This window comes from Wujia sp., assembly GCF_056872695.1.
This window is the reverse complement of the sequence record NZ_DBMFCD010000003.1, coordinates 103,269-126,799: the sequence shown is the minus strand read 5'-3', so window position 1 is coordinate 126,799 and position 23,531 is coordinate 103,269. Positions and strand designations below refer to the sequence as shown.

At 44.1% G+C, this 23,531-nt stretch carries 23 protein-coding genes; 18 read left to right on the top strand and 5 right to left on the bottom strand.

All coding sequences use genetic code 11. The features are described from left to right. Window positions 1-173: 173 nt before the first annotated feature. Complete coding sequence (locus tag ACZQK9_RS04650) at window positions 174-512, top strand: hypothetical protein (protein ID WP_483269794.1); 339 nt, start codon at window positions 174-176, stop codon at window positions 510-512. Between the two features lie 103 nt (window positions 513-615). Here the strand turns inward: ACZQK9_RS04650 and ACZQK9_RS04645 are convergent, their stop codons facing one another. After that, on the bottom strand, window positions 616-2,346 hold the full coding sequence (locus tag ACZQK9_RS04645) for a methyl-accepting chemotaxis protein (protein WP_483269793.1): 1,731 nt from the start codon (window positions 2,344-2,346) through the stop codon (window positions 616-618). A gap of 602 nt (window positions 2,347-2,948) precedes the next feature. Between ACZQK9_RS04645 and ACZQK9_RS04640 the strand changes: the two genes are divergently transcribed. The 9 genes from ACZQK9_RS04640 to ACZQK9_RS04600 all read left to right on the top strand — a co-directional run bounded on the left by ACZQK9_RS04640 (window position 2,949) and on the right by ACZQK9_RS04600 (window position 9,502). Beyond that, the gene (locus ACZQK9_RS04640) at window positions 2,949-5,054 is read left to right on the top strand and encodes an EAL domain-containing protein (RefSeq protein WP_483269792.1); all 2,106 of its coding nucleotides are present in this window, start codon (window positions 2,949-2,951) and stop codon (window positions 5,052-5,054) included. A gap of 82 nt (window positions 5,055-5,136) precedes the next feature. After that, window positions 5,137-5,616, top strand: coding sequence for a DUF308 domain-containing protein (locus ACZQK9_RS04635; RefSeq protein WP_118374054.1), 480 nt, complete (start codon window positions 5,137-5,139; stop codon window positions 5,614-5,616). A gap of 220 nt (window positions 5,617-5,836) precedes the next feature. Continuing rightward, window positions 5,837-6,235 carry a hypothetical protein gene (locus ACZQK9_RS04630; protein WP_178018010.1) on the top strand — a complete coding sequence of 133 codons (399 nt, stop codon included), beginning with the start codon at window positions 5,837-5,839 and terminating at the stop codon, window positions 6,233-6,235. A gap of 24 nt (window positions 6,236-6,259) precedes the next feature. Next, the gene (locus ACZQK9_RS04625; protein ID WP_483269791.1) at window positions 6,260-7,243 is read left to right on the top strand and encodes a diacylglycerol/lipid kinase family protein; all 984 of its coding nucleotides are present in this window, start codon (window positions 6,260-6,262) and stop codon (window positions 7,241-7,243) included. A gap of 80 nt (window positions 7,244-7,323) precedes the next feature. Further along, the gene (locus ACZQK9_RS04620; RefSeq protein WP_483269790.1) at window positions 7,324-7,674 is read left to right on the top strand and encodes an arsenate reductase family protein; all 351 of its coding nucleotides are present in this window, start codon (window positions 7,324-7,326) and stop codon (window positions 7,672-7,674) included. Window positions 7,675-7,717: 43 nt separating this feature from the next. Beyond that, complete coding sequence (locus tag ACZQK9_RS04615) at window positions 7,718-8,008, top strand: hypothetical protein (RefSeq protein WP_021985982.1); 291 nt, start codon at window positions 7,718-7,720, stop codon at window positions 8,006-8,008. Window positions 8,009-8,023: 15 nt separating this feature from the next. Continuing rightward, a complete protein-coding gene (locus ACZQK9_RS04610) occupies window positions 8,024-8,368 on the top strand; it encodes a phenylpyruvate tautomerase MIF-related protein (protein ID WP_216507387.1) in 345 nt (114 codons plus the stop codon). 155 nt (window positions 8,369-8,523) lie between these two features. After that, a complete protein-coding gene (locus ACZQK9_RS04605; protein WP_216507386.1) occupies window positions 8,524-8,955 on the top strand; it encodes a GNAT family N-acetyltransferase in 432 nt (143 codons plus the stop codon). An 88-nt stretch (window positions 8,956-9,043) separates the two neighbouring features. After that, window positions 9,044-9,502, top strand: coding sequence for a ferritin-like domain-containing protein (locus ACZQK9_RS04600; RefSeq protein WP_483269789.1), 459 nt, complete (start codon window positions 9,044-9,046; stop codon window positions 9,500-9,502). A gap of 179 nt (window positions 9,503-9,681) precedes the next feature. Here the strand turns inward: ACZQK9_RS04600 and ACZQK9_RS04595 are convergent, their stop codons facing one another. Then, window positions 9,682-11,013, bottom strand: coding sequence for a sodium-dependent transporter (locus ACZQK9_RS04595; protein ID WP_483269788.1), 1,332 nt, complete (start codon window positions 11,011-11,013; stop codon window positions 9,682-9,684). A gap of 472 nt (window positions 11,014-11,485) precedes the next feature. Between ACZQK9_RS04595 and ACZQK9_RS04590 the strand changes: the two genes are divergently transcribed. Then, window positions 11,486-12,181 (top strand): response regulator transcription factor, encoded by a 696-nt coding sequence (locus ACZQK9_RS04590; protein ID WP_483269787.1) that lies wholly within the window; start codon window positions 11,486-11,488, stop codon window positions 12,179-12,181. Between the two features lie 3 nt (window positions 12,182-12,184). Further along, window positions 12,185-13,567, top strand: coding sequence for an ATP-binding protein (locus ACZQK9_RS04585; protein ID WP_483269786.1), 1,383 nt, complete (start codon window positions 12,185-12,187; stop codon window positions 13,565-13,567). Between the two features lie 59 nt (window positions 13,568-13,626). On the opposite strand, the gene ACZQK9_RS04580 is transcribed toward ACZQK9_RS04585, so the two are convergent. Continuing rightward, complete coding sequence (locus ACZQK9_RS04580) at window positions 13,627-14,475, bottom strand: LysR family transcriptional regulator (protein WP_483269785.1); 849 nt, start codon at window positions 14,473-14,475, stop codon at window positions 13,627-13,629. Window positions 14,476-14,603: 128 nt separating this feature from the next. On the opposite strand from ACZQK9_RS04580, the gene ACZQK9_RS04575 reads away from it, so the two are divergent. Continuing rightward, window positions 14,604-15,974: a hydroxymethylglutaryl-CoA lyase-like TIM-barrel protein gene (locus ACZQK9_RS04575; RefSeq protein ID WP_483269784.1), complete on the top strand. Its 1,371-nt coding sequence runs from the start codon at window positions 14,604-14,606 to the stop codon at window positions 15,972-15,974. A gap of 322 nt (window positions 15,975-16,296) precedes the next feature. On the opposite strand, the gene ACZQK9_RS04570 is transcribed toward ACZQK9_RS04575, so the two are convergent. After that, window positions 16,297-17,619: a sodium-dependent transporter gene (locus tag ACZQK9_RS04570; RefSeq protein ID WP_483269783.1), complete on the bottom strand. Its 1,323-nt coding sequence runs from the start codon at window positions 17,617-17,619 to the stop codon at window positions 16,297-16,299. Window positions 17,620-17,855: 236 nt separating this feature from the next. Here ACZQK9_RS04570 and ACZQK9_RS04565 point away from each other — a divergent pair, with 236 nt between their 5' ends. Then, window positions 17,856-18,473, top strand: coding sequence for a sugar O-acetyltransferase (locus tag ACZQK9_RS04565; protein WP_216507371.1), 618 nt, complete (start codon window positions 17,856-17,858; stop codon window positions 18,471-18,473). A 100-nt stretch (window positions 18,474-18,573) separates the two neighbouring features. Then, window positions 18,574-18,870 carry a helix-turn-helix domain-containing protein gene (locus ACZQK9_RS04560; protein ID WP_178018146.1) on the top strand — a complete coding sequence of 99 codons (297 nt, stop codon included), beginning with the start codon at window positions 18,574-18,576 and terminating at the stop codon, window positions 18,868-18,870. On the opposite strand, the gene ACZQK9_RS04555 is transcribed toward ACZQK9_RS04560, so the two are convergent. Then, the gene (locus ACZQK9_RS04555; RefSeq protein ID WP_178018147.1) at window positions 18,867-20,324 is read right to left on the bottom strand and encodes a hypothetical protein; all 1,458 of its coding nucleotides are present in this window, start codon (window positions 20,322-20,324) and stop codon (window positions 18,867-18,869) included. The two genes, ACZQK9_RS04560 and ACZQK9_RS04555, sit on opposite strands and share 4 nt — an antisense overlap. Before the next feature lie 457 nt (window positions 20,325-20,781). Between ACZQK9_RS04555 and ACZQK9_RS04550 the strand changes: the two genes are divergently transcribed. From ACZQK9_RS04550 to ACZQK9_RS04540, 3 genes are all read left to right on the top strand, one after another. Then, window positions 20,782-21,234 (top strand): DUF2975 domain-containing protein, encoded by a 453-nt coding sequence (locus tag ACZQK9_RS04550; RefSeq protein ID WP_216507369.1) that lies wholly within the window; start codon window positions 20,782-20,784, stop codon window positions 21,232-21,234. Between the two features lie 103 nt (window positions 21,235-21,337). Then, entirely contained in the window at window positions 21,338-21,547 is a 210-nt protein-coding gene (locus tag ACZQK9_RS04545) for a helix-turn-helix domain-containing protein (RefSeq protein WP_178018149.1), read from the top strand. Between the two features lie 338 nt (window positions 21,548-21,885). Further along, entirely contained in the window at window positions 21,886-23,469 is a 1,584-nt protein-coding gene (locus tag ACZQK9_RS04540; RefSeq protein WP_483269782.1) for a DUF4153 domain-containing protein, read from the top strand. Window positions 23,470-23,531: the final 62 nt, after the last annotated feature.

Sequence of the window (23,531 nt, the reverse complement as noted above, 5' to 3'; positions counted from 1 at the left end):
GGAACTTAATAAGTTAATTAATTTCTGGAATATAAAGAGTTCAATTATAAGGATGGTAATAAAGTGATGGAATGAAATATGTGTCGCTATTTGTCGAACGATTTAACTTGAAGATATCATAACAATGTCCCATAATAACGTGTAGAATTATTATGGAACAAAGGAGTATCTTTATGGATAGGAAACTGGTTATAGACGTCGTCTTAAAATATCTAGAACAGAAAAAGGATTTATCTTCCTTAGAAAAAGATATAGTATCCTCAATGAGTAAGTATACAAAACAACCTTTTGACAGAAAAGGTGTTGAGCAAAAAGTGATTGAGAATAATATGAAATACAGCGATATATTTATCCCACTAAGCAAGATGCCAGGAATGTATTCTAAGCCGTTAGACCAGCTAGGTGACGCAGAAGCCGCGAATAGTCTATATATACAAATTGTTGAACTTTGCAAAAAAGAATATACAGTTTGCGAACAAAGTAGTTGCTATTTTCCACAACTACATCTATAATCTCCCAACAGAACCCAACGCGCCTCTCAACGATGCGGACCACGTTGGGTCTTTTCTTTTTACTCAATTAAGACACTGAAAAGTAGATCCGCTTATCTTTTCTCTACAACTTCCCCTTCACATAATCCCGAATAAAGAAATCATCTCCCGGCATCTGGCAACCGACGATGTAAAGCCCCTCATTATCAGAGCAGCGGATAACGCGTCCTTCCAGTACGTCATGTTGAGGCAGGTCAAAGTTGTGAATTTTCACACGGATGTCGACGCCTTTATGGGTAGCAAAGTAGTTGTCATGTGTCAGGAACGCAAAGCCGTTTGCACTCAAGTTATCCAGCTTGCCTTCGATGGTTGTCGATCCATCGGCAAGTGTGATTGTGCAGGCATTGGAGATGTCCAGACGAGGGTATTTCCGCCGGTTGTTGATCTTTGGACGCGACTCAATCTGGATTGTTAAGTGGGAATCCTCTTCTTGCGCGGTATGCACAATCTTAGCCGGATCCCAACAGTAAAGCACGTTGCCGACGGTTACCTGCAGCTTACATTCTGTCACTTCCGTAAGCTTCGGTGTATTTGCAAGGGAGATTGATAACGTATTATTCTCACGTGTCAGTACCTCGCCGTAATAGTTCTTTCCATCCTTCAGTGTTACACTCAGTTTCATGCCGGGTTGTATATCTTCGGTTCCCATGAAACCGCCGATTCCGAGCTCGCACATCAGAGACTCAATGACTGTCTCGATGGAATCAATGTTATTCGCGGATTCGTCGTATTTGCTGAGCATCCGGTTGTTGATCTCGTTGGAGTCGCTGATGCAGGTTGTCATGTCGCCGACGATATCCGTTACCTGATTCAGATTGTCCACAAGATGGATGTTGGAAGCCTCGACTTCCTTCATGGCGTGGTCGATGACCTGAATATTCTCACCGATCTTGTTTGTATCGGAAGCAATTTCCGTCATACTCTTACCAGTTTGCGTAACCTTCGTCAATGTGAGCTGAATCAGTTTCAATGTTTCTTCCATCGAAGCAGTCATCCGTTCAGAGGTTTCTTCCAGATGTTCCAGTGCCTGCCGGATCTGACCGGAAGAAGCCTTGGTCTCTTCGCTTAATGTCCGGATCTGCTCAGCTACAACGGCAAAGCCTTTTCCGGATTCGCCGACACGGGCAGCTTCAATCGAAGCGTTCAAAGCAAGCAGGTTCGTCTGGGATGTGATATTCTCGATGACAGCAGTTTCGTTTTTCACCATGGGAAATTCGGATTTGAAATTCTGTAACGTCAGCTCGATTTCCCCGGAGAGGGAAGCCATGGTATTGGTTGTTGTGACCAGATCTGCCAGATCTGCAGAGCTGACTTTCGCATGCTGCATGGAAGTGGTTGTGAGAGCAACCATCTGTTCAATCAGTTCTGCAACATGGTTGACCTGAGCGTGAATATCAGATGTCATTTCGTTCGAAGAAGTTGTACTGTTTTGCAGGTCGGAGTTATGATCACTCAGACGATTTAGGCTATCGACAACAATCGTGGCACCGTGTGTGTTCTCGGATGCAAGCTCGCGGACAACTGTGATACCGCTGGTGATTGTGTTACATGCCTGTTTTACCTGCTCCACGGTCGTGATAACGCGGTGCAGATCTGCTTTGATGCTGTCCGTCATGGCACCATCCGATTCAATCAGATGTTTGATGGACATGACATAGCAGACATAGCATAAAATTATGCAGGCAAGCTCCAGTTGATAGTTCTTTATGTCGGAAGCTGAATTAAAACCCTGGGAAATATGATATGCAGCACTGCCCGCAATGATCAGGGAGTTCGCGATTCCACAGCTAACCATGAATTTGATACTCTTATAGAGAACCAGAAGACTTGTCACAGGAAGAATATACGTGAATGCAATCGGGGATTCTGTCGTGCATACCACAAATGTATAGAAAATACCATACCCAATGACCAGATTAAACTTGTATTGGCCGGTGTCAAAGCCCTTTACACGAAGCAGAATCTCGCCCGAGATAATCGGAAGCCAGCAGAGAACTAAAAAAACAATATAATAAGAAGTGCCACGTAGATGGTTTGCTACATCAGCACCATAGTTGGCAGAAAGTAATGCTACGAAAATAATCCAGATCCGTCTGGCTCTTCGATTCGCTTTTTCCTAAAAAACAGATTCGTCGTAATTCATAATTTTTCTCCTTCGTGGAATATATATCCGTGGCAACCTGTTGCTCATCAGTTTCATTCGTTTTTATAAGGTGTCTGTAAATACATCTGTCGTAAACTTTATTATAGCATAGTATTGTTTTAAATGTAATTACAGAAAATGTATTTTCTTCTGGGGTGAATGTGAAAGAATTGGTAAATAGGAAAGTTCAGATGTGGTTGAGCTTGTGCTGTATCCATGTTATAATAAAATATTATGAATTGAGGAATATACAAATGAAAAAAATGGAAAACAGAGTATTAAAAGCAACGAATAAGATAGAAAAAAGCTGTGCCTTTGGTGCGATCCGCCAGGGGATGATTATGCTTATTCCCCTGCTTGTTGTTGGCTATGGCGCATTGATGATTATGAGTCTGCCGATAGCAGGCTATCAGGATTTTATTGCACATATCTGGTCAGGTCATGTTATGGATATGCTGCAATTTATATATCATGGTGTAAATGATATTTTTGCAGTTTTGCTTGCAGTGACGACGAGTGTCAGCTATGCGCTGATCAAATCCAGAAAGAAATGTGGATTTGTGGAGACGGGGGATGCGATTGTACTGGCGGTTGTTACGCTTGCCAGTTTTGCTGGATGTGCAGGAATCCAATATGGGAGTTTTTCGATAAAGGCATTTAGCAATATGAATACATTCACTGCACTGTTTGTATCCCTTGGTGCAGGATTTTTGTATTTCAAATTAAAGGATATAAATTTTATGTCAGTGAGAAACAAGGAAATAGATACGGACAGTGGTTATATGCATGCAATCAATGGAATTGGCTGTACTTTGGGGATATTATTTGTGTTTAACCTGTTTCATCAGGTACTATATGTGACGAGTGGGGTAAATGGAGTACAGGAATTGTTTGAGCTTGGAGTAAATCGTCTGTTTGGTTCGATTAATAATAATTTCTGGTCTGGAATCTTAATCATTGTGGAGACACATATATTTTGGTTTTTGGGGGTGCATGGAAACAATGTATTGGATGTTGTGATCAAACAGAATTTCTCAGATGTATCTGTTGGTATATTCAGCAAGTCTTTTCAGGATGTGTTCGTAATCATGGGGGGAACCGGCGTGATGATCTGCCTTGTAATCGCGGTTTTGCTGTTTGCGAAGACGAAGAGTCTGCGGAATGTTGCGGGTATGGCGGCGCCGGCAGTTTTGTTTAATATCAGTGAGATTGCGTTGTTTGGAGTTCCGGTCATTTTGAATCCGATCTTTATTGTACCATTTTTGGTAGTTCCGATCCTGAATTTCCTGATTACATATGCGGCAATGTATTTTGACATTGTTCCACATGTGGTAGCATCGGTGGAGTGGACAACGCCAGTTCTTCTGAGTGGATATCAGGCAACTGGTTCGTGGAAAGGAGTAGTGCTTCAGCTTATATGCATTGTGATCGGCGTGTTTGTATATCGTCCGTTTATCCGGATGTTTGAAATGCAGCGCCGGCAGCAGATGATACAGAATGTGAACCAATTGGTAGAAGAATACAAAAAGCAGGAAGAAAGTGGTGTTCTGTTCGCATTTACAAAGCGGGAAGATGTATGTGGAAATACGGCACGGCTGCTGGCCGGCGAATTGAAGGAGGCAATTGAAAATCACAGTCTGTTTCTGATGTATCAGCCACAGGTGGACAAGAATGGGCATTGTTCTGGCGCGGAGGCTTTGATTCGGTGGAATCATCCCGTGTTTGGAAATATTTACCCACCACTTATCATTCAGCTTGCAAAAGAACTTGGAATTATGCATGCGCTTGATGCAGCAATCTTAGATGAAGCGGCAACGGCGAGAGCCAGACTGACTGATTATGTAGACGAAAGCTTTGATATCTCTGTCAATCTGACCAATGCGTCACTGCAGTGGGATGGATTGGTGGAAGCGGTGGAAAACAGCGTGAAGACACATGGAATTTCCTGTAGCCAGTTGTGCCTTGAAATCACTGAGCAGGACGCGATATCTTCGACAGAGGATGTGGTACATAAAATAGAAGAATTGAAAGCGCACGGACACCGGTTTTTGATTGATGATTTTGGGATGGGGCATACCTCCCTGCTCTACTTGCAGACGGGATTTTTTGCTGTCGTGAAACTGGATGGATCTTTGACACGGAATGTGCTTGAAAACGAAACCAATGCGGAAATTATCGGTTCGATCACCAAGCTTGGGGAGTCGATTCATTTTACAACGATTGCAGAATGGGTGGAGTCAAAAGAACAGTTAGAGAAGCTGAAAGCATTGGGGTGTGATGTATTCCAGGGCGCTTATTACAGCCGGGCAATCGGGTATGAAGATCTGGTTGAATGGCTTATAGCATACAGAGATTCATAATTGTCCGTTGCATTTGAGGCAGATATGAAGTAAGCTGTTGGATGAGTTATTATAGCAGATAATTGATAAGGAGGAACAACATATGAACCAGAAAGGAAACGTAGCGTCAGCTTTGGGATCCATATTGCTTGGAATTTTGCTGATTGTTATGAAAGGAAAAATTATTACCGCAGCCATTACGCTTCTGGCAGTATTTGTAATTGTTGGAGCCATTATGGATTTTGTGGCAGGACTCGTAAATTATGGAATTGTGAAGTCGGTTGCCGGAATCTGTATTTTGGTATTTGGCTGGGTATTTGCAAGTCTTGCATTCTATATTCTGGCAGCAGGAATCATTCTGATGGGACTGTTACAGATATCGTCAATCAAGAAAACGATGCCTGTAAATCTGACTGTGGGAGAACGGTTTCAGGAGTATTTTAAACCGGGACTGATGGTTGTTGCCGGAGCATGTCTGCTCTTTAATCAGAGTGGAACGATTGCGTGGGCATTTATTGCAACTGGTGTGCTGTTGGTAATAAATGGTATCATGACGTTGGTTGGCGCAAATAAAACCTATTAGGTATAGGTAATTGAACTATGAGTTTAACTGTAATGGTGAAATAAGTCTTGTATATCTAAACGGAATGCGTTATACTGACAACAGCTTCGGAAAATCAGAGTATTTTTCTTGAATGAAACTAAATAGAACGAAGAAGGCAGATTGTGGACGAAGATAGACAGTTCTACAAGTCTGCCTATTTTTATCAAAAAATCTATTGTTTTTATTCAAGGAGGTATGTATGATGAATACAACAACTACAATCGATAAGGCAACAAATAACCAGAATGCATTTAATTATGCAGTTTATATGATGCTCGGCAGCTACTTCAAGCAGATGGAAGCTGTGTCCGAGTGTTATGTCCAGAAGCTGTATCTCTACTATGTGGAGAATAAGCGGGAGCGCCAGTACAGCTTTGAGGATATTGCAATCCGTTTTGCGGAGCGGGTTTTGCAGAAGCAGCTGCCAGAGGAGATCTGGCAGGAGCGGGTGCAGGTATCGTTCTTTGCGAGGGACGGCAGGAACTATGTTGCCTTCCAGGGAGCCCGTTACACATTGGTTGTGCAAAACGACTACCGTGGAGCACGCACGAAGTTGCAGTATCAGCTGTATGAAGATACGCCTGCTATCGAGAGATAGCGGCGTGTGGAAAGGATAACAAGAATGTACCATATAATCGTAAATCCGACCTCATCTTCTGGAAAAGGAATGGATGCATGGAGGGAGATAAAAGACATATTAGACCGAAAAAACGTGGCGTATAAGGTGTATGTACTGCGGAAGCCGGGAGAAGCAACGATGGTTGCAGGGAAACTTACAGCAGGAAGGAACATGGCTTTAAACGAAACGGCTGTTATGGATCAAAGCAAGGAAGTGGTCCGGGAAAATGAGGAAGATATCAATATTTTAGTGATTGGCGGCGATGGAACATTAAATGAAGTCCTAAATGGGATTCAGGAATTTGATCATACGACGTTATCGTGTATTCAGACAGGATCCGGAAATGATTTCGCCAGAAATATGCATTTGGAAAAGAATGTGGAACGTGCAATTACGCATCTGCTTGAAAATCCGGAGGAAATTGCGCTTGATTATGGAGAAGTGACAACGAATCATCAGGGAAACAGTGCAAAACGATTTTTAATTAGTTCTGGGGTTGGCTATGATGCAAATATCTGCGAAGAGGTCAGCCGGAGCCGGCTGAAAACGGTGTTAAATAAGATTCATCTTGGTAAATTGGTATATGTGATGATCGGCGTTAAGCAGATATTTGCAAAGAAAACGGTACGCGCAAAATTATACCTGGACGATGCGCCGGTGATGAAGCTTCCGGAGCTGTTCTTCGTCGTTGGGATGAATCATATGTATGAAGGTGGTGGAATCCCATTTTGCCCAAACGCAGATCCGACAGATGGAAGATTGGATGTCTGCCTTGTGAAAGGCATGTCAAGGTTGAAGCTTCTTATGGCGGTTGTGCTTGTTTATTTCAAAAAGCATTTGTTGTTTAAGAACATTACGAATCACAGGTGTAAGAAGATGCGTCTGGTGACGGAGACACCGCAGTGGATACATATGGATGGTGAGACGCCATACCAGGTGAGCGAGATTATCTGGGAGAGCAGGGGCAAGCTGCGGTTTGTGCGGTAAATTCAGAATGTAAGAAATAAAATAAGATATGATAAAAAGGCGTGAAGTTATAAATACGCACGCAGAAAAGGAGATCTACAATGGAATTTATATGTTACCCAAAATGCTCCACCTGCCAGAAGGCAAAGAAGTGGTTAGATGAAAACAAGATTGAGTATACCGAACGTCATATTGTAGAAGCGACTCCAACGGAGGAGGAGTTAAAGTCGTGGTATGACAGGAGTGGGCTTCCGCTTAAGAAGTTTTTTAACACAAGTGGCATGCTCTATAAGGAAATGAAGTTAAAGGACAGGCTTCCAGAGATGAGCGAAGAAGAACAGATCAAGCTCCTTGCGACGAATGGTATGTTAGTGAAACGGCCTTTGATAGTGGATGAAGATAAGGTGTTAGTCGGATTTAAGGAAGCAGAGTGGAAGGAAAAGTTAATATAGCAACAAACTAATTGACAAAGTACGGAAAGGACTATAACATACAATGAAACCAAAATCTCCACAGAGCATACAACTTTATAACATTATGCTTCGCCTTGGATATCCGGAGGAGTTTGCGGATATTGTGACGAAGAATCTGAACACAGATTTTACGGCGACACGGATGATGGGATATCTGTATCGGTATTCGAATCCAAGACTGGAGGATGTGGCGGATGAGATGCTGGCGATACTGGATGACCGGAACCGAATCATGGAGAAGAAGGAACTGGAAGAGATCAATAAGAAGTGGAATGAATTTCTTCATACGGGAATACCGGATGAGGACGAATAAGAGGAGGACAAACAAATGCCATTTATCAATTCAAAAATCAGTGTAGCATTGAGTGAGGATCAGGAGCAGGAAATCAAGTCAAGACTGGGACAGGCGATTACAGCGATTCCAGGGAAGTCGGAGAGCTGGCTTATGGTTGGCTTTGAGCCGGAGTATAAGCTTTACTTCCGAGGAGCAAAGGATCAGCCGATGGCAATGGTGGAGGTAAGTGTGTATGGGAGCGAGAATCCGTCTGCGTTTTCCAAGTTGACCGGCGAGATTTGCAAGATATTCGAGGATGTGCTCGGAATTGCACCGGATCATGTGTATGTGAAGTATCAGGCAGTTGCAAACTGGGGCTGGAACGGCGGCAATTTCTAATTATAAAAGAACGAATAAAGGCACTTTTTGTTAAATATAAAAACGAAAGTGCCTTTATATTTTTATTTGAAAGATTCTGTAGAATGTCTGTTGCATATCCTTGGAGGATGATATAAGTTAGGGAAAATATCAGTAAAAGAGGAGTGTGACTGCTTATGCAGATAAAAATTGCAACAATGGAAGATTATGATATTGCATTTTCCTATTTTGAGAAGCTTTGGACATTTAACACATATGACTATGAAGAAACGAAAAAGGTATATGAGAAAGTGCTTGCAGACGCAAATAGTTTTGTGTACTTTGTGTTAGATGACGCAGGAAATTATCATGGATTGTGTCATGGTAGCTATTTTGAAACATTTTGGATGACAGGGTGTACCTGTTATGTGGCAAGTCTGATCACGAACAAAGAGGATCGCGGAAAAGGGTATGGAAAGTTTTTGTTGGATTATGTAAAAGAAAAATCAAAAGAGAAAGATTGTAAAGCATTGATATTGGATTCCGGATTGCCACGCGTCGAGGCGCATGGCTTTTACGAACATTATGGATTTGCAAAAAATTGCTATGGGTTTCAGCTTGTTTTGTAGTCTGATGCAGACAAAGGCATAAAACCAAACAGATCTGTCAATAATACCATTGCGATAAAAATAAGACAAAATAAAAGGAGTCAAAGCAATGGAATTAAAAGAGAAAGAACGTACCCTGATTCAGGATTTACAGACACAGGAGCAGAGTTGTGTGGAAAAATATGCGAAATACGCAGCGCAGGCGAAGGATCCGGAGTTAAAAAGTCTGTTTGAGACGATTCAGAAGGAAGAACAGAAGCATTACGATACGTTGCAGCAGGTGTTAGATGGTTCTGTTCCGGCGTGCGATTGCAACGATACACAGGGCAAAGACTATGAGCCAAAGGTGACGTATGGGACATTGGATAATTCTGAGGATAAGAAGCACGACGCATTTCTCGCAACGGATTGTATCGGAACAGAGAAGCTGGTGTCCGGTGAATATAATACCGATGTGTTTGCATTTGCGAATACAGCACTGCGGAAGCTGCTTGCAGATATACAGATTGAAGAACAGAATCATGCAGAGATGATCTACAAATACAAAACTGCAAATGGTATGGCGTAAGTTATTATAAAACAGAAAACGGATGGTTGACATTGTGCAATCATCCGTTTTCTGTGTAATACGCTGTCATGCAGAAATTGTGCTTGTACAGATTTCTATAAGAGGACCAGTGTTCATCAAGCTGATAGGCGGGATGACAATGTGTGTATATCAAATAGGTGTCAGCCCGTTCGGTTCATTTAAAACGCCACTTTCATTGCGAGCGCAATCACGCACAGAATGATCGCGATTGGCACATACAGATATCGCCCAAGGAAATACCACAGCTTTCCGCGTGGCTTCCTGCCGCCTTCATTGATCGCTGCAAATAAATCTTCTTTCTTCATAATCCAGAACCAGGAAATTGCACCAAGTGTTGCGCCAATCGGAATGATGTAGATGGAGACAAGATCCATCCAGGTCCCCCAGCGGGTGATGGCTTCCATGCCGATTCCGGCACCAAGGCAGATCACGCAGATAATGCCGAGTGCAACAGTACGACGCAGCTTCGGGAAACGGTGCAGAAGGGATTCGGCAACAGCTTCAAACATGTTCTGCAGGGAACTTACACCGGCGAAGATCATTGCTGCATACAGGATGATCGCAAAGACCTGTCCAAGCGGAATATCCTGCAGGATCGATGGCAATGTGATAAAGAGCAGGCTTGGCCCTGCGTCCACACTGACATCATAAGAGAAGCATGCCGGGATGATCACAAGCGCGGCAACCAAGGCAGCAATCGTATCGAAAATCGCGGTATGTCTCGACACTGCGATGACGTCTTCTTTCCGGTCTAAGTAGGAGCCATATGCGATCATACCACTTCCGGTTACGGACAGGGAGAAGAATGCCTGTCCCATGGCAGTGATCCAGACGGTTGGATCTTTCAATGCTTCCCATCTTGGAATAAACATGAATTCATACCCGTTTGTTGAACCGGGCAGCAGAGCTACGCGGGCTGCAAGCACAACGAAGATCAGGAAGAAGAGCGGCATCATAATCTTGTTGCTCTTCTCGATACTGCTGGCACCGAGCAACAGCGTAAGCAAAGTGCCGATGATGACAATAATATGGAATGGTATAACCGAGAAATCCGTCATGGAGAACGATTCGAACCATTCCGAAGTATTGACCTGCATCAAAAGACCGGAAGCAGAGTCAACAAATGCTTTTAATACATAGGCAACGATGATCGAGTAGCCGATTGCGATGCACAGGGAACCTGCAAGTGGTAGCCATCCAAGTGCACGCCCGGCAGGGGCGAGTTTTTCGTTTCGCGAACGCCATGCATTTTCATAGGAACCGAGCGTTCCGGTGCGCGACCAACGCCCGATCGCAAACTCCGCCGGAAGTCCGACGTAGCTGAATAAAAATATAAATAGTAAATAGATGAGAAGAAAGGCCCCACCGCCGTTACTTCCCATTTTATTTGGAAATCCCCAGACATTTGCCATGCCGACTGCGGAACCGACCGATGCAAGGATAAATCCCCAGCGGCTTTTGAACGATGTTCGAGTTTGTTCTTTTTTCATAATGTACCATACCTGTCTAATTTAGTTTGTAGTTTATCTATTCTACCATAAAAGCTTGCAATCAATCAATGTGAGTTGAGGAGAAAATGTGAAATGGCGCAAAACTCCCCAATGGAAGAATGCATATGCAGGGAAGATTGGGTAGAAAGTGGTGGAATAGGAAAAACTCCCTAACCGGAAGCTTTTGAGAAGCAAGCAGGTTGGGTAGAAAGTGGTGGAATGGGAAAAGTCCCCCAACCGGAAGCTTTTGGGAAGCAAGCAGGTTGGGTAAAAAACGTAAAATAGCGCAAAACTCCCCAATAATGGAAATAAAAGGGGACCCACGAAAAATGTATGGATCCATCAGGCAATATGATAAAATGAAGCACGCTGATGCGTGGTGGCATGTGATACAATGGAAAAAAGAAAATACAGAAATGAACATATAAAAGTCATTTTGTAGTGATAAGGTTTCTTCGAAAGGAGGAAATACATGTACAAATTTCTAATGATAGAGGATGATATACAGATCTGCGAGGTTGTGCAGGATTTCTTTGCACGTGAGAGCAAGGGAACGGTTCAGATAGAAAACGCACAGGATGGAGAGCTGGGATTGGAGAAATTCTATGAAAACGAATTTGATCTTGTGCTGCTTGATATTATGCTGCCGGGGATGAATGGACTGGAGTTATGTCGCTATATGCGCAGACGAAGTATTGTTCCGATTATCTTCCTGACGGCGAAGGACAGCGAGCAGGATATGATGCAGGGATACGCGACCGGGTGCGATGATTATATGGTGAAGCCATTTTCCTTGTCTGTGTTATATGCGAAATGTCTGGCGATTATGAAGCGCGCGAAGGGCACAATACGTGAAGACGAGCTGGTGTGCGACACCATCCGTATGAATGTGCTGAAATATCGTGTGACTGTGGACGGGAAAGAAGTAGACCTGTCACCGAAGGAATTCGCTCTGCTTCGGATGCTGCTTGAAAACAAAGGCACACTGTTGTTACGGGAACGCCTGTTGATCGGCATCTGGGGATATGATTATGAGGGTACAGACCGGTGCGTGGATAACCATGTAAGAAAGCTTCGGAAGCATCTTGGAAGTGCTGGCAGATGTATCAAAACAGTGATTGGAAAAGGCTATAAGATCGAGGAGATGTTACCGAAGAAAGGGGCGTAACATATGAAAGGAAAAAAGAGAAAACTGACCGGTAGATGGAAGCGGGAAATGCGGAAGTACCGCTGGAATCTGATCTGGAAAGCAGTGCTGGTCAATATACTGGCGTTGGTGATATTTGTGTCAGCAGGACTGTGGGTGCGGGAGAAAGCAAATATTGAGATCCAAAGTTATTTTGATGAGCGGAAAGAACAGGTGCAGAACCAGATTATTCGTGTGCTTGTTGATTCGGGAACGCCAAATAAAGAAAAGTATATAGATAAAATATTGTTGGAAACAGATAAATTTCAGGATACTGACAGTTTTTCGTTTGCAACGATTGTATACAAAAACAGTACGATGGAAACCGTATTTGAAAATCCAATGCGAAAGATGGATAAGCGTTTGGAAAAATTTATTGGAGAACGAAATGAGAACATGTTGCATGTAAAGAGCGAAATGTTTCAAATACATGTATCAGAAACAAATAATCAGACCTCTGATGATATAGGCGAATTAATTTTGGAAGAAATACGTAGAGAGAGTATATATGGCAAAGTGCGTGGCGATTATCTTCGGTATGCAACGAAAGTAATCTGGAATGATGAGGTTTATTATGTACAATCAGCCATGTATGCAAATCCGTTTACCTGGAATCTGCAGATATTCCGTCTGTTGACAATTGGCGGTTGCGGTTGCGCCTGTATGTTGCTGGTGTCAGCATTTCTGGTGGTGTGGTGTAGCAGGAAGAAAAAGGAAGCTTTGATTCGGAAAGAGCAAAATGAGGAATTGATGCTCGCCATCGCACACGACATCCGCGGTCCTCTGATGGCAATCGGCGGATATGCGGAGAATATGGGACAGTTGATTGAAGCAGAAGAGGGCAGGCATTACCGGGACGAAATCCTGTCAAATGTCTCATATATGAACGCTATGATTACGAACATGATCTGTTATCTGAAAGACCAGGAGGCAGATAAAAGTGAGAAATCCGTAGTTTCCATCCGGGAGATATTCGAGAAGAAAGCTGTGCAATATCAGGATCTGATCGACAAAAATAAGCTGACGATCGCAATTTGCGGAGATGTGAAGCTACAGACGGATGCGAAGATGTTCGGCTATATTGCGGATAATCTGGTGACGAACGCAGTCAAATACGCAAAGCCAGAGACGGAGGTGCAGATTCAGATAGACAAAGATTCTGTGACCGTGCGGAATCAGGCGGCACATATCCCGGACTGTACGCCGGAGAAACTGTGGAATCCGACAAAGAAAGGGGACAATGTGCGGACCGGCAGAAATGGTGGAGGCATGGGACTTGGAATTGTGCGGCGTTTCTTAGATGCCTGCGGCTATACCGGGGAGATTCGGATGGAGGATGGCGTGTTTGAAGTGACCATTCGTTTATAGTAAAATGTAGCACGCTGATGCGTGCGCAGGTCATTGCGCTTTCGCGTGGTGACATGAAATTACATAAAAATCACCTGACATAGTTCCCGCTTACTGTTCTTGCAGATCATGTAGCTGTTGATAACCGGTGTTTCTAAGTCCAGCAGTGGAATAACGCGGAGCTTGCCCGCTTCTAAGAATGGTCGAGCCGTATCTGCAGGCAGGAACGTATAGCTTTCCGAGCCAAGCAAAAAAGGAATGATCTTGGAACAGTCATCAATTTCCAATGAAAACTGGTGATAGCGCGGAAATAAGTTTCGGATGAACTGTCCGACATCCTGCAGGGCGAAGTTGCACATCAGATAATTCTCGGCAATCAACGCCTGCTTCGTGATACCGCGCGCATACATCGTATTATAATAATCAGTCACTAAAATCATCTTATCCTGCTTGTAAACCTCGCAGTGATAGGATGATTTTTTCATAGGAAGATAGGTGAAGATCACATCGAAGATATCGTTTTGCAGCTGCTCCATCAGCAGATTGGAAAGACCAATCGTGATTTTTAATGCGTCATTTGGAAATTGTCTTTGATGCTCCAAGATAATCGGCGCCAGATGTCCTTCGTAGATCGAATCGGAACAGCCGATGCGCAAGTGGTTTTCGTATTTGTGTAAGGAACTGATCTCGGAGAGCGATGCATTTGTCAGCGTGATGACCTTCTCGGCGTAGTCCTTGAACTGCTCACCTTCCACGGTCAGCTCCACGCTGCGGTTGTTGCGTGTAAAGAGTGCGATATTCAGCTCTTTTTCCAACTCGTGGATGCGGTTTGTCACGGTAGACTGGGCGACAAAAAGCTGCGCGGCGGTGCGCGTGTAGTTCTTCGTATTGGCAAGTATCAGAAATGTATTCAATGCTTCGATATCCATAAAAATCTCCTATTATTCGTAAATTCGATTATTATTATCAAAATTATCTATTTTACATATAATATAGCATGTGCTTATAATGAGTGCAACAAAATTGGATGAAACATCCGAAGGATGGAGGACGGCATATGCAGGAAATCAGACTAAGCAACAAGACGAACAAATTGGAATTAGACCCATACAGCTATCAGTTACAGGACGTGGAATCGCCGGAGCTTTTCCGCGAGATGTTCCCGTATACCGAAACGCCGAAGATTGCATTTAATTATCGCCGGGTGCCTGAAAATATGCCGGAGGATATCTTCATCACGGATACGACATTTCGTGACGGGCAGCAGTCACGTGCCCCGTACACGATGGAGCAGATGGTACACATCTACAAACTTTTACACGAACTTGGCGGACCAAACGGTATGATCCGCCAGACCGAGTTCTTTGTGTATTCGGACAAGGACCGCAAGGCGCTTGAGAAATGTATGGAGTTAGGATACAAATTCCCGGAGATCACGACATGGATCCGTGCGAATAAGAAGGATTTCGAGATGGTGAAATCCATCGGAGTCAAGGAGACGGGCGTGCTTGTAAGCTGTTCGGATTACCATATCTTCCACAAGATGGGACTGACAAGGAAGCAGGCATTAGACAAATACCTTGGGATCGTGTCAGACTGTATCGAAGCAGGACTTCGCCCAAGGTGTCATTTTGAGGATATCACGCGCGCGGATTTCTATGGATTTGTCGTTCCATTTGCAAACCGTCTGATGGAAATGTCCGAGCAAAGCGGCATACCGATCAAGATCCGCGCCTGTGACACGATGGGATTTGGCGTGCCGTATCCGGGTGCATCCTTACCGCGAAGCGTGTCCGGTATCATCTATGGCTTGCAGCATTATTCCGGTGTGCCATCCGAGATGCTGGAGTGGCATGGACACAACGATTTCTATAAGGGCGTCGTAAATGCAACAACTGCATGGATGTATGGCGCAAGTGCCGTCAACTGTTCGCTGCTTGGCATCGGGGAACGTACCGGAAATGTGCCGCTTGAAGCAATGGTATTTGAATATGCATCCCTGCGCGGACACTTAAATGGGATGAATACAAAAGTGATCACAGAGATTGCAGACTATATCAGCAAAGAAACCGGTTATGAGATCCCGCCGATGACACCATTTGTCGGCGAGAACTTCAACCTGACAAGAGCGGGTATCCATGCCGATGGTATGCTCAAGAACCATGAGATTTACAATATCTTCGACACCGACACGCTGCTCGACCGCCCACCAAAGGTATCAGTAAACTCCACATCCGGTATTGCCGGTGTCGGCTACTGGATCAACCAGTACCGCAAGAAGAAGGGCATGTCGCCTGTCGATAAAAAATCGCCCCTCGTGCGCCGTGTGTACGATTGGGTACAGGAACAGTACGACGAGGGACGAATTACCATTATCAGTGATGCGGAACTCACACGACAGACTGAGCTTGCGATGGAAGCAGAATAGTAACTAAGTGACAAAGAAACATAATGAAACGTGCAGATTTTTGTATATGTGGATGTCTCCCGGGTTTGAAATATAAATATGTTTGAAGCTTAGAAGTACTTGATGTTCTGTCAGTATTCAGCAATGTTTGAACACGATGTTCAAACAAGCCGCCACTGAGCCATGGATGGCGAATTGGCGGCGTTTGCGTGCGATAAGAAGATGTACAACAGAACATCCTAGTACTTCTTAGTTTCAATACATCTGATATTTCAAACCCGGGAGATGTCTATATACAAAAATCTGCACGTTTCTATTTACAACTCTGTCAATTGGTGAAGTCCTACCCAATTCCACCCAGTGCGATACCGAGGATCAGCACAAGGATACAGATCGGACAGTACAGATATTTACAGACAGGTACATACTTGTCTGTAAATTTTTTGTCGCGTCCAAGGTTGACCTGCTCTTCGACATAGTTCTTACCATATACCCAGAAGAACATGATACCGGCGAGACCTGCACCAAGCGGGCAGATGTAGATGGACAGAATATCCATCCAGTCGGATACGATTCCCTGAATACAGATGGACACGATCACGCCGATGACACCGATGACAAGGCAGGAGAGCTTGCGGTTTAAATGAAGCTTCTCCTGTACCGTTGCGATTGGCGCCTCATATAAGTTAAGCAGAGACGAAAGTCCTGCGAAGAAGACTGCCACGAAGAAGATGATCGCCACGATATGTCCGCCCGGCATAGACTTAAATAAGCCCGGCAGGAAGATAAACATCAGTCCCGGACCACCCTGGTCAAGCTGTGCACCGGTTGTAGCCATCGCCGGGATAATAACAAGTGCTGCAAGCATCGCAGCGATGGTATCGAATAAGGCAACACGACCAGCGGAAGCTGGGATATCCTCGTTGTCCGGCAGGTACGAACCATAGATGAGGGTTCCGTTTCCGGCAACAGACAGGGAGAAAAATGCCTGTCCCAAAGCGAAGATCCATGTTTCCGGCTTTGCCAGAGCAGAAGGCTCGACGCGGAAGATGTACTTATAGCCGTCGATGGCGCCCGGCTGGCAGGCAGTGTAGATCGCAAGGATCAAAAACAGCAGGAAGAATACCGGCATCATGATTTTATTTGCTTTCTCGATACCATTTCCAACACCAAACATCAAGATCACTACTGCAACTACAAGTGCGATGATCTGCCACAGATTGTTGCCGAAGGCAGATGCCATACTGCCGAAGGACGAAGCGAAGGAATCAACGCTGTCCGGTGCAAGTGTGCTTCCGGTAAATGTTCCGACCATGTATTTCAAAATCCATCCCATGACGACGGTATACCCAATCGCCATCGCAAGAGAACCAAGCACCGGGATAAAGCCGAGTGCTTCGCCGACCTTACGTTTGCCGCGGGATTCGCAGGCGGCACCAAAGGCGTCAATCGGACCGGATCGCGTGCCACGGCCGAAGCTCATCTCCCCGATGACACCGGTCGATGCGATCAATACAACAAAGATAAAATACGGGATAAGGTAGGAACCGCCTCCATATAAGGATACACGTGTCGGGAACATCCAGATATTGCCCATGCCGACGGCAGAACCGATGCAGGCAAGGATAAATCCGAGACGGTTTGTAAAAGACTCTCGCTTGTTCATAAATATTCTCTCTCTCTTCTTATTTTTAATAATACCTTTTAATAAAACCAACACCTACTATACCCTATAACGCAGAAAAAGTAAAATGCATGTTAAAAAACGCATGATATGTAGTTGTTTTTTGATGGGGTGTGTATTACTATGCTATAAATGAGTAAGAGCCAGAATGAGCAATAACGGGGAAATTGAATACAGGCAATGCCCGGCAGATATAAACCATAGGAGGAAAATAAGAGATGACAGAACAGGAAAAAATGCTGGCAGGCAAGATCTATGATTCGTCGGACGAGACGTTGCTTGCCATCCGTACGAAGGCACATAAGCTGTGCCAGACCTATAACCAGACTGCAGATACCGAGGAGGAAGCGCGCGGACAGATGATGCGCGAGCTAATTCCTAATTGCGCAAAGGGCGTGTATCTGCAGGGACCGATCTATTTTGACTATGGGGAATTTACGTCAATCGGTGAAAATACATTTGCCAACTTTAATTTTACCGTGTTAGATACCTGTCCGGTGAATATTGGCAACAATGTGTTTATTGGACCGAATGTGTCACTGGTGACACCGATGCATCCGTTCCGCCATCAGGAACGGAATATTAAGTTCAAGCCGGATGGTACGGCATACGATGATGAGTACGCAAAGCCAATCACGATTGGTGATAACTGCTGGCTTGCAAGCAATGTGGTAGTGACAGGTGGTGTGACGATCGGCGAGGGCTGCGTGATCGGTGCAGGTAGCGTCGTGACGAAGGATATTCCACCGTATTCGCTGGCAGTGGGGAATCCGTGTAAGGTGATTCGTCCAATTACAGAGGCGGATTCTATCCGTGATCGCGAGGAATTATGGTAGAAGTATTGACAAAGAAAAAACCAAAAAATGATTGACAATTACAACATAATAAGGTATTCTGCAATATCGCTCTATTAACTAGTGTTGAAAGGAGTATGATATGAACTACAGACCTGAATATGATCTCCATGTAATTGGAACAAACCTTAGAAAGTTGCGCGAAGCAAAGCACTTGTCTGTTGAGTATGTGCGTCAGTATCTGATGCTTGGAAGCGTACAGGCAGTCTATAAGTATGAGCGGGGCATCAGCTATCCGCAGGCAGATACGTTGCTTGCGTTGATGTACTTGTATGATGCAACACCGGAAGATATCATCCGGGGAAGCGTTGTTTCCTGCGGATACGAAGAAGAGGGCGAATCGCCCTCTTCTTGTGTTATATGGAGTTTTGCTGCTTAAAGCTGGTTTTTCAACTGCTCGATTTCTTCTGTAAGATACCGGTTTGTCTCTTCTATGCTGCAAACAAAACCATATTCTGGAAGTGTCTGAATAAAATCCATGATACTGCTGCAAAGGGTGTGTTCTTCCAGGGGAAGAATCATGGAATTGCCGTCGTTGCGTACCAACATCAGGAACGTCATGGATGGTGGAGCAAAGGCAATCGAGATATTGAGTGACGTATGTATTTTTGCAGGATCCAACAGAAGAAAATGATTATCTGAATCATTTTGGTTTGCCTCCACAAATTTGCGGAGAATGTAAATACGGTCTGTTATGTCAAAGCGATCTGCAAGTGTATCTGGGAAGTTTACGTTTTTTCCTTCTTCAGCAAACAATTTTAAACCTTCCATTGTGAAGAGAATCGTATGTCTTTCCTTTGTAAGCTGGCTGATCCGTTCTAATAGTTTGGCACGGATGGCTTCCTTGTAAGGGGATTCCAGCATATATTTGTCGATCATTTCCGGAGTGAGATATTTCTCGATGGTTGGCTGGATATTCAGGCAGATCGGATAATTTAACGATGGATCTACTCCATTTAATACATTTAACAGGTCGAGCGGTGTCTGTGCCCCGGAAGTCAGTGTGTTAGACCTTGTGAGAAGCTGTTCGTAGTTGTGCAGATAATATTCGTGAATCGCTTTGTCACTCAGTATCATGGCTGTCTCGTAGGTTGGAGACAGTAAGATTACATGCGTGTTTGTGATGACATAATAAGGGAATGCGGTAGCCAGCTGTTTAAACCGATTCCGGGCAGAGTAATAATAATGAACCTCAAATGTACCAGGAAATGCGGCAAAGGATGGCAGCAGATTTGTCAAAATCTGAATGTTGTGAATATTATCATAGTTCTCGCCGTCTATCTGCGTTTTCTGATATTCGATCAGGTGCTTTACATGTAATGGTTCAAAGGCCGGATGATATAGCGGTTTGAAGAAAATGGAGGCATATGGATGACTCATATCTGCAAACGTATATAAAAACGGCTGTTCTTCGGTTGTGACATTTTTCAAAGCAACGGAATAAATTGCATTTACAATCTGGTAAGTTCCCTGAATCAACATGCAGTCGGACCATGACTCAATGTTAGAAACCGCTGCATCATAAGGTGCTTCTTCTGTCTGATAGAGCGTAGATGCGGACATTTCCAGAATTCGCTTAATTTCCATGTGTGTCTGGAAACGATCCATTCCAATCTGCTCAATTAAAAAAGCCTGCTCTAATTCTTCCTTATCAATTGGGGAAAGCGAGAGAAATGGAAGCAGCTTATCGTACAGTTCTTTTGAGATTTTTCTCTGTTTGGAAAGTACTTTTTGAAGTGTAGTGCGGTTGATGCCGCTTTGTTGGGAAATGGAATATACCGTATATCCATCTGACTCAATATAGTGTTTTAATAATTCCTGAATTGTGTTCATATTTATTTCTCCCTGAATTGTCATACCAAATTTATTTTATAATATCAACGTAAAAAATTCCATGACCAAAAATGACAAAAGTTGTCACATTTTCTGTCACATATTGAAAATGTACTTTATTGAAATATAATAAATGCATATAGGCAAGGTGTACGGAGAATAGGGGAGAATGTAAAATATGTGATTGTGACATTGATTATATAAACTCCTTGCACATATGAAAGAACCTGATACTCAATATCGTTTTAAAACGGAGGTATTGAGTACCAGGTTCTTTTTTTGTTGATAAGCAAGATGGAAATTGTATTACGAAACATCTGAAAGATTGAAAAACAATAAAAACATATCGAAAAACGATAAAAATATATTGACAATCAATAATGCGTGGTGTATGGTGTAAAAAAACTAAGAGATAATATCAGACGATTTGTAAAAGATGTAGGAGGGTGTATTGCATATGAAAGAAAATAAAATTGCCGGTGCAACGAAGACCTTACTGGATATCATGTATTTTGTTGGAATGGTCGTGACGCTGACTTTGCCGGTATCGTTCAAATGGTATGGAACGGTGATCAATCCATTTTTCGGAGAATATTATATCTGGATGGTGTTGATCTTCATGACGGCAGGTGTGTTCGCGGTGCTGATCTTGCGGGAACTTCGGAAGATGTTTAGGACCGTGCTTGCTGACGACTGCTTCGTGAAGGAAAATGTAAAGAGTCTGAACCGGATGGGCATATACAGCTTCGCAATCATGGCAGTGATGCTTTGCCGGATTCCACTTTACTTTACGCCAGCCGTATTTATCATTGTTGTTGTATTTTTGATCGCAGGTCTTTTCTCCCGCGTGCTTGCCATCGTATTTGACAAGGCAGTGCAGTACAAGGAAGAAAATGATTTTACGATTTAGGAGGATGCTATTATGAGCGAAGCGTGTGATTCAGGATGCATCCGGCGACCTGCCGCCGAGCAAAACGAGGGGGCATTACCATATAAGAGAAGGCGGTGGTGATATGGCAATAAAGGTGAATCTGGATGTGTTGATGGCACAGAAGAAAAAGGGGCTGACAGAGCTTGCGAAGGAGGTCGACATCACGCAGGCAAACCTGTCTATCCTGAAAAATAACAAGGCGAAGGCAGTGCGGTTTTCCACGTTGGAATCAATCTGCAAGGCGCTCGACTGTCAGCCGGGAGATATACTGGTGTATGAGGACGAGGATTGATTATAGATAATTGCATATTATCCGAATAGCGTTTGTAGATACATATATTTTATTTTTGAATATGTTTCCATATACAATATGTTAGGAACCTAGAAATTCTTGATGTTCTGTTTTTATCAGCAATGTTTGAACACGATGTTCAAACAAGCCGCCGCTGAGCCATGGACGGCGAATCGGCGGCGGTTGCGTCCGTTATCAATTCCTAATATCAGAACATCTTAGAATTTCTTGGTTTCAATACATCGTATATGAAACAATTCAAAATAAAATATATGTACTGCCAATTACATCGGATAATATGCAATTATCATTTAAATTTCGGAAAAGGAGTGATACAGATGAATGAAGAGATTAGACAGGAGAACTTAGATATGTCTGTCCCGGATGCGGATATGAAGCAGCGGGCAGACCGGTTTCGGACGGGGGGATTTGCTGCTGTCATCTATGCGGTTGTGACAACCATCTGCCTGTATAAAAATTCGTATGGCATCATGACAGTTTTATTTGCCGCAGCAACGATTGGCTTCTTATATTACGTCTGTTCGCACGCACCGCAGAGCAAGGCGTACGATAACCGCGAGGATAAGACGTCGAACCCGCATACGATGATCTACTATATAGGAATCCTTCTGCTTGGCGTATCAACGTTCCTGACCGCAGACCGATTCCTGATCACATGTAATTACATAGGCATTTATCTGCTTTCGATGACCGTATTTTTTACCTGCTTTTGCGATGCGGACAAATGGGGCGTCGGGAAATACATCCGTGCCGTGCTCGGTACAGTGTTCTCGCCGCTCGGGTATCTGTTCCGCGGGTTCAGTGACTGCTACGTGTATGTGAAGCTTCGGGAAAAAAAGAAATCCAAGGCAATCTATGTTCTGGTTGGCGTGTTAATTGCCCTGCCGTTTCTGGTATTGATGCTGATCGTGCTCTCACAGGCAGATGCCATCTTCAAATATATGGTTGATCGGAGTATCGGCAATCTGCGGCTGTCCGGGAATCTGGCTGGCTTCGTGATGATGCTCGTTGCGGTATTTATCATCGTCTATGGAATCTTCTGTAAGATGGTAATACAGCCGCCGAAGATTGAGTGTGAGGAAAAGCGGATGGTGGAGCCGATGATCGGTATTACGTTTTGTGGTCTGCTTACCGCCCTGTATGCGGTGTTTGCAGTCATTCAGATTCTGTCTCCATTCCTTGGGAAGCAGATGCTGCCAGCCGGGTATTCGTATTCGGAATATGCGAGACAGGGATTTTTCCAGCTGCTTTTTGTGGCGGCTGTGAATCTGGTGATTGTGCTGGTCTGCAACCGCGCATTTGCGGAAAGCTGTGTGCTTCGGACGATTCTTACAGTTATGTGTGGCTGCACCTATGTGATGATCGGGTCTTCGGCAGTACGGATGCTGATGTACATTCAGGCATACCGGTTGTCGTACCTGCGCGTGCTTGTGCTGTTTGCTTTGATTGTACTGATTGCATTATTCACGGGAACAATAATCTATCTATATAAGAATACATTTCCGCTGATGAAATACATGATTTTTGTATGCGGCGGCTTATATATTGCGTTTGCATTTTCCCATCCGGATACGTATGTGATGCGCTTTAACCTGGCGTGTGCACGTGGCGAGGTACAGATGTGGCTGGATGCGGATGTCAGCACAGAAGAGATCGAAGTGCGGCTGGCGGATGAGCTGTGGTATATGGAAGAACGCTCTGCGGACACGACACCAGCGGTATTTGAGTTTGTAGACTGGGCGCAGGCACGCGGTATCTGGACGGATGAAAATGATGCCTGGCAGATCTCGGATCTGCTTTCGTATCACAGTGAGATGTGCACGAGCCGGAGAGGCGTACGGACATTTAATGTGAGTACCTATCGCGGGAAGACGGCACTGGAGGATTACTTAGACAATTAAACTACAACAGACAGATATCAGCCGGTAAGTCCGGCTGGTATGTGCTGCGGAGGAAAAAGATA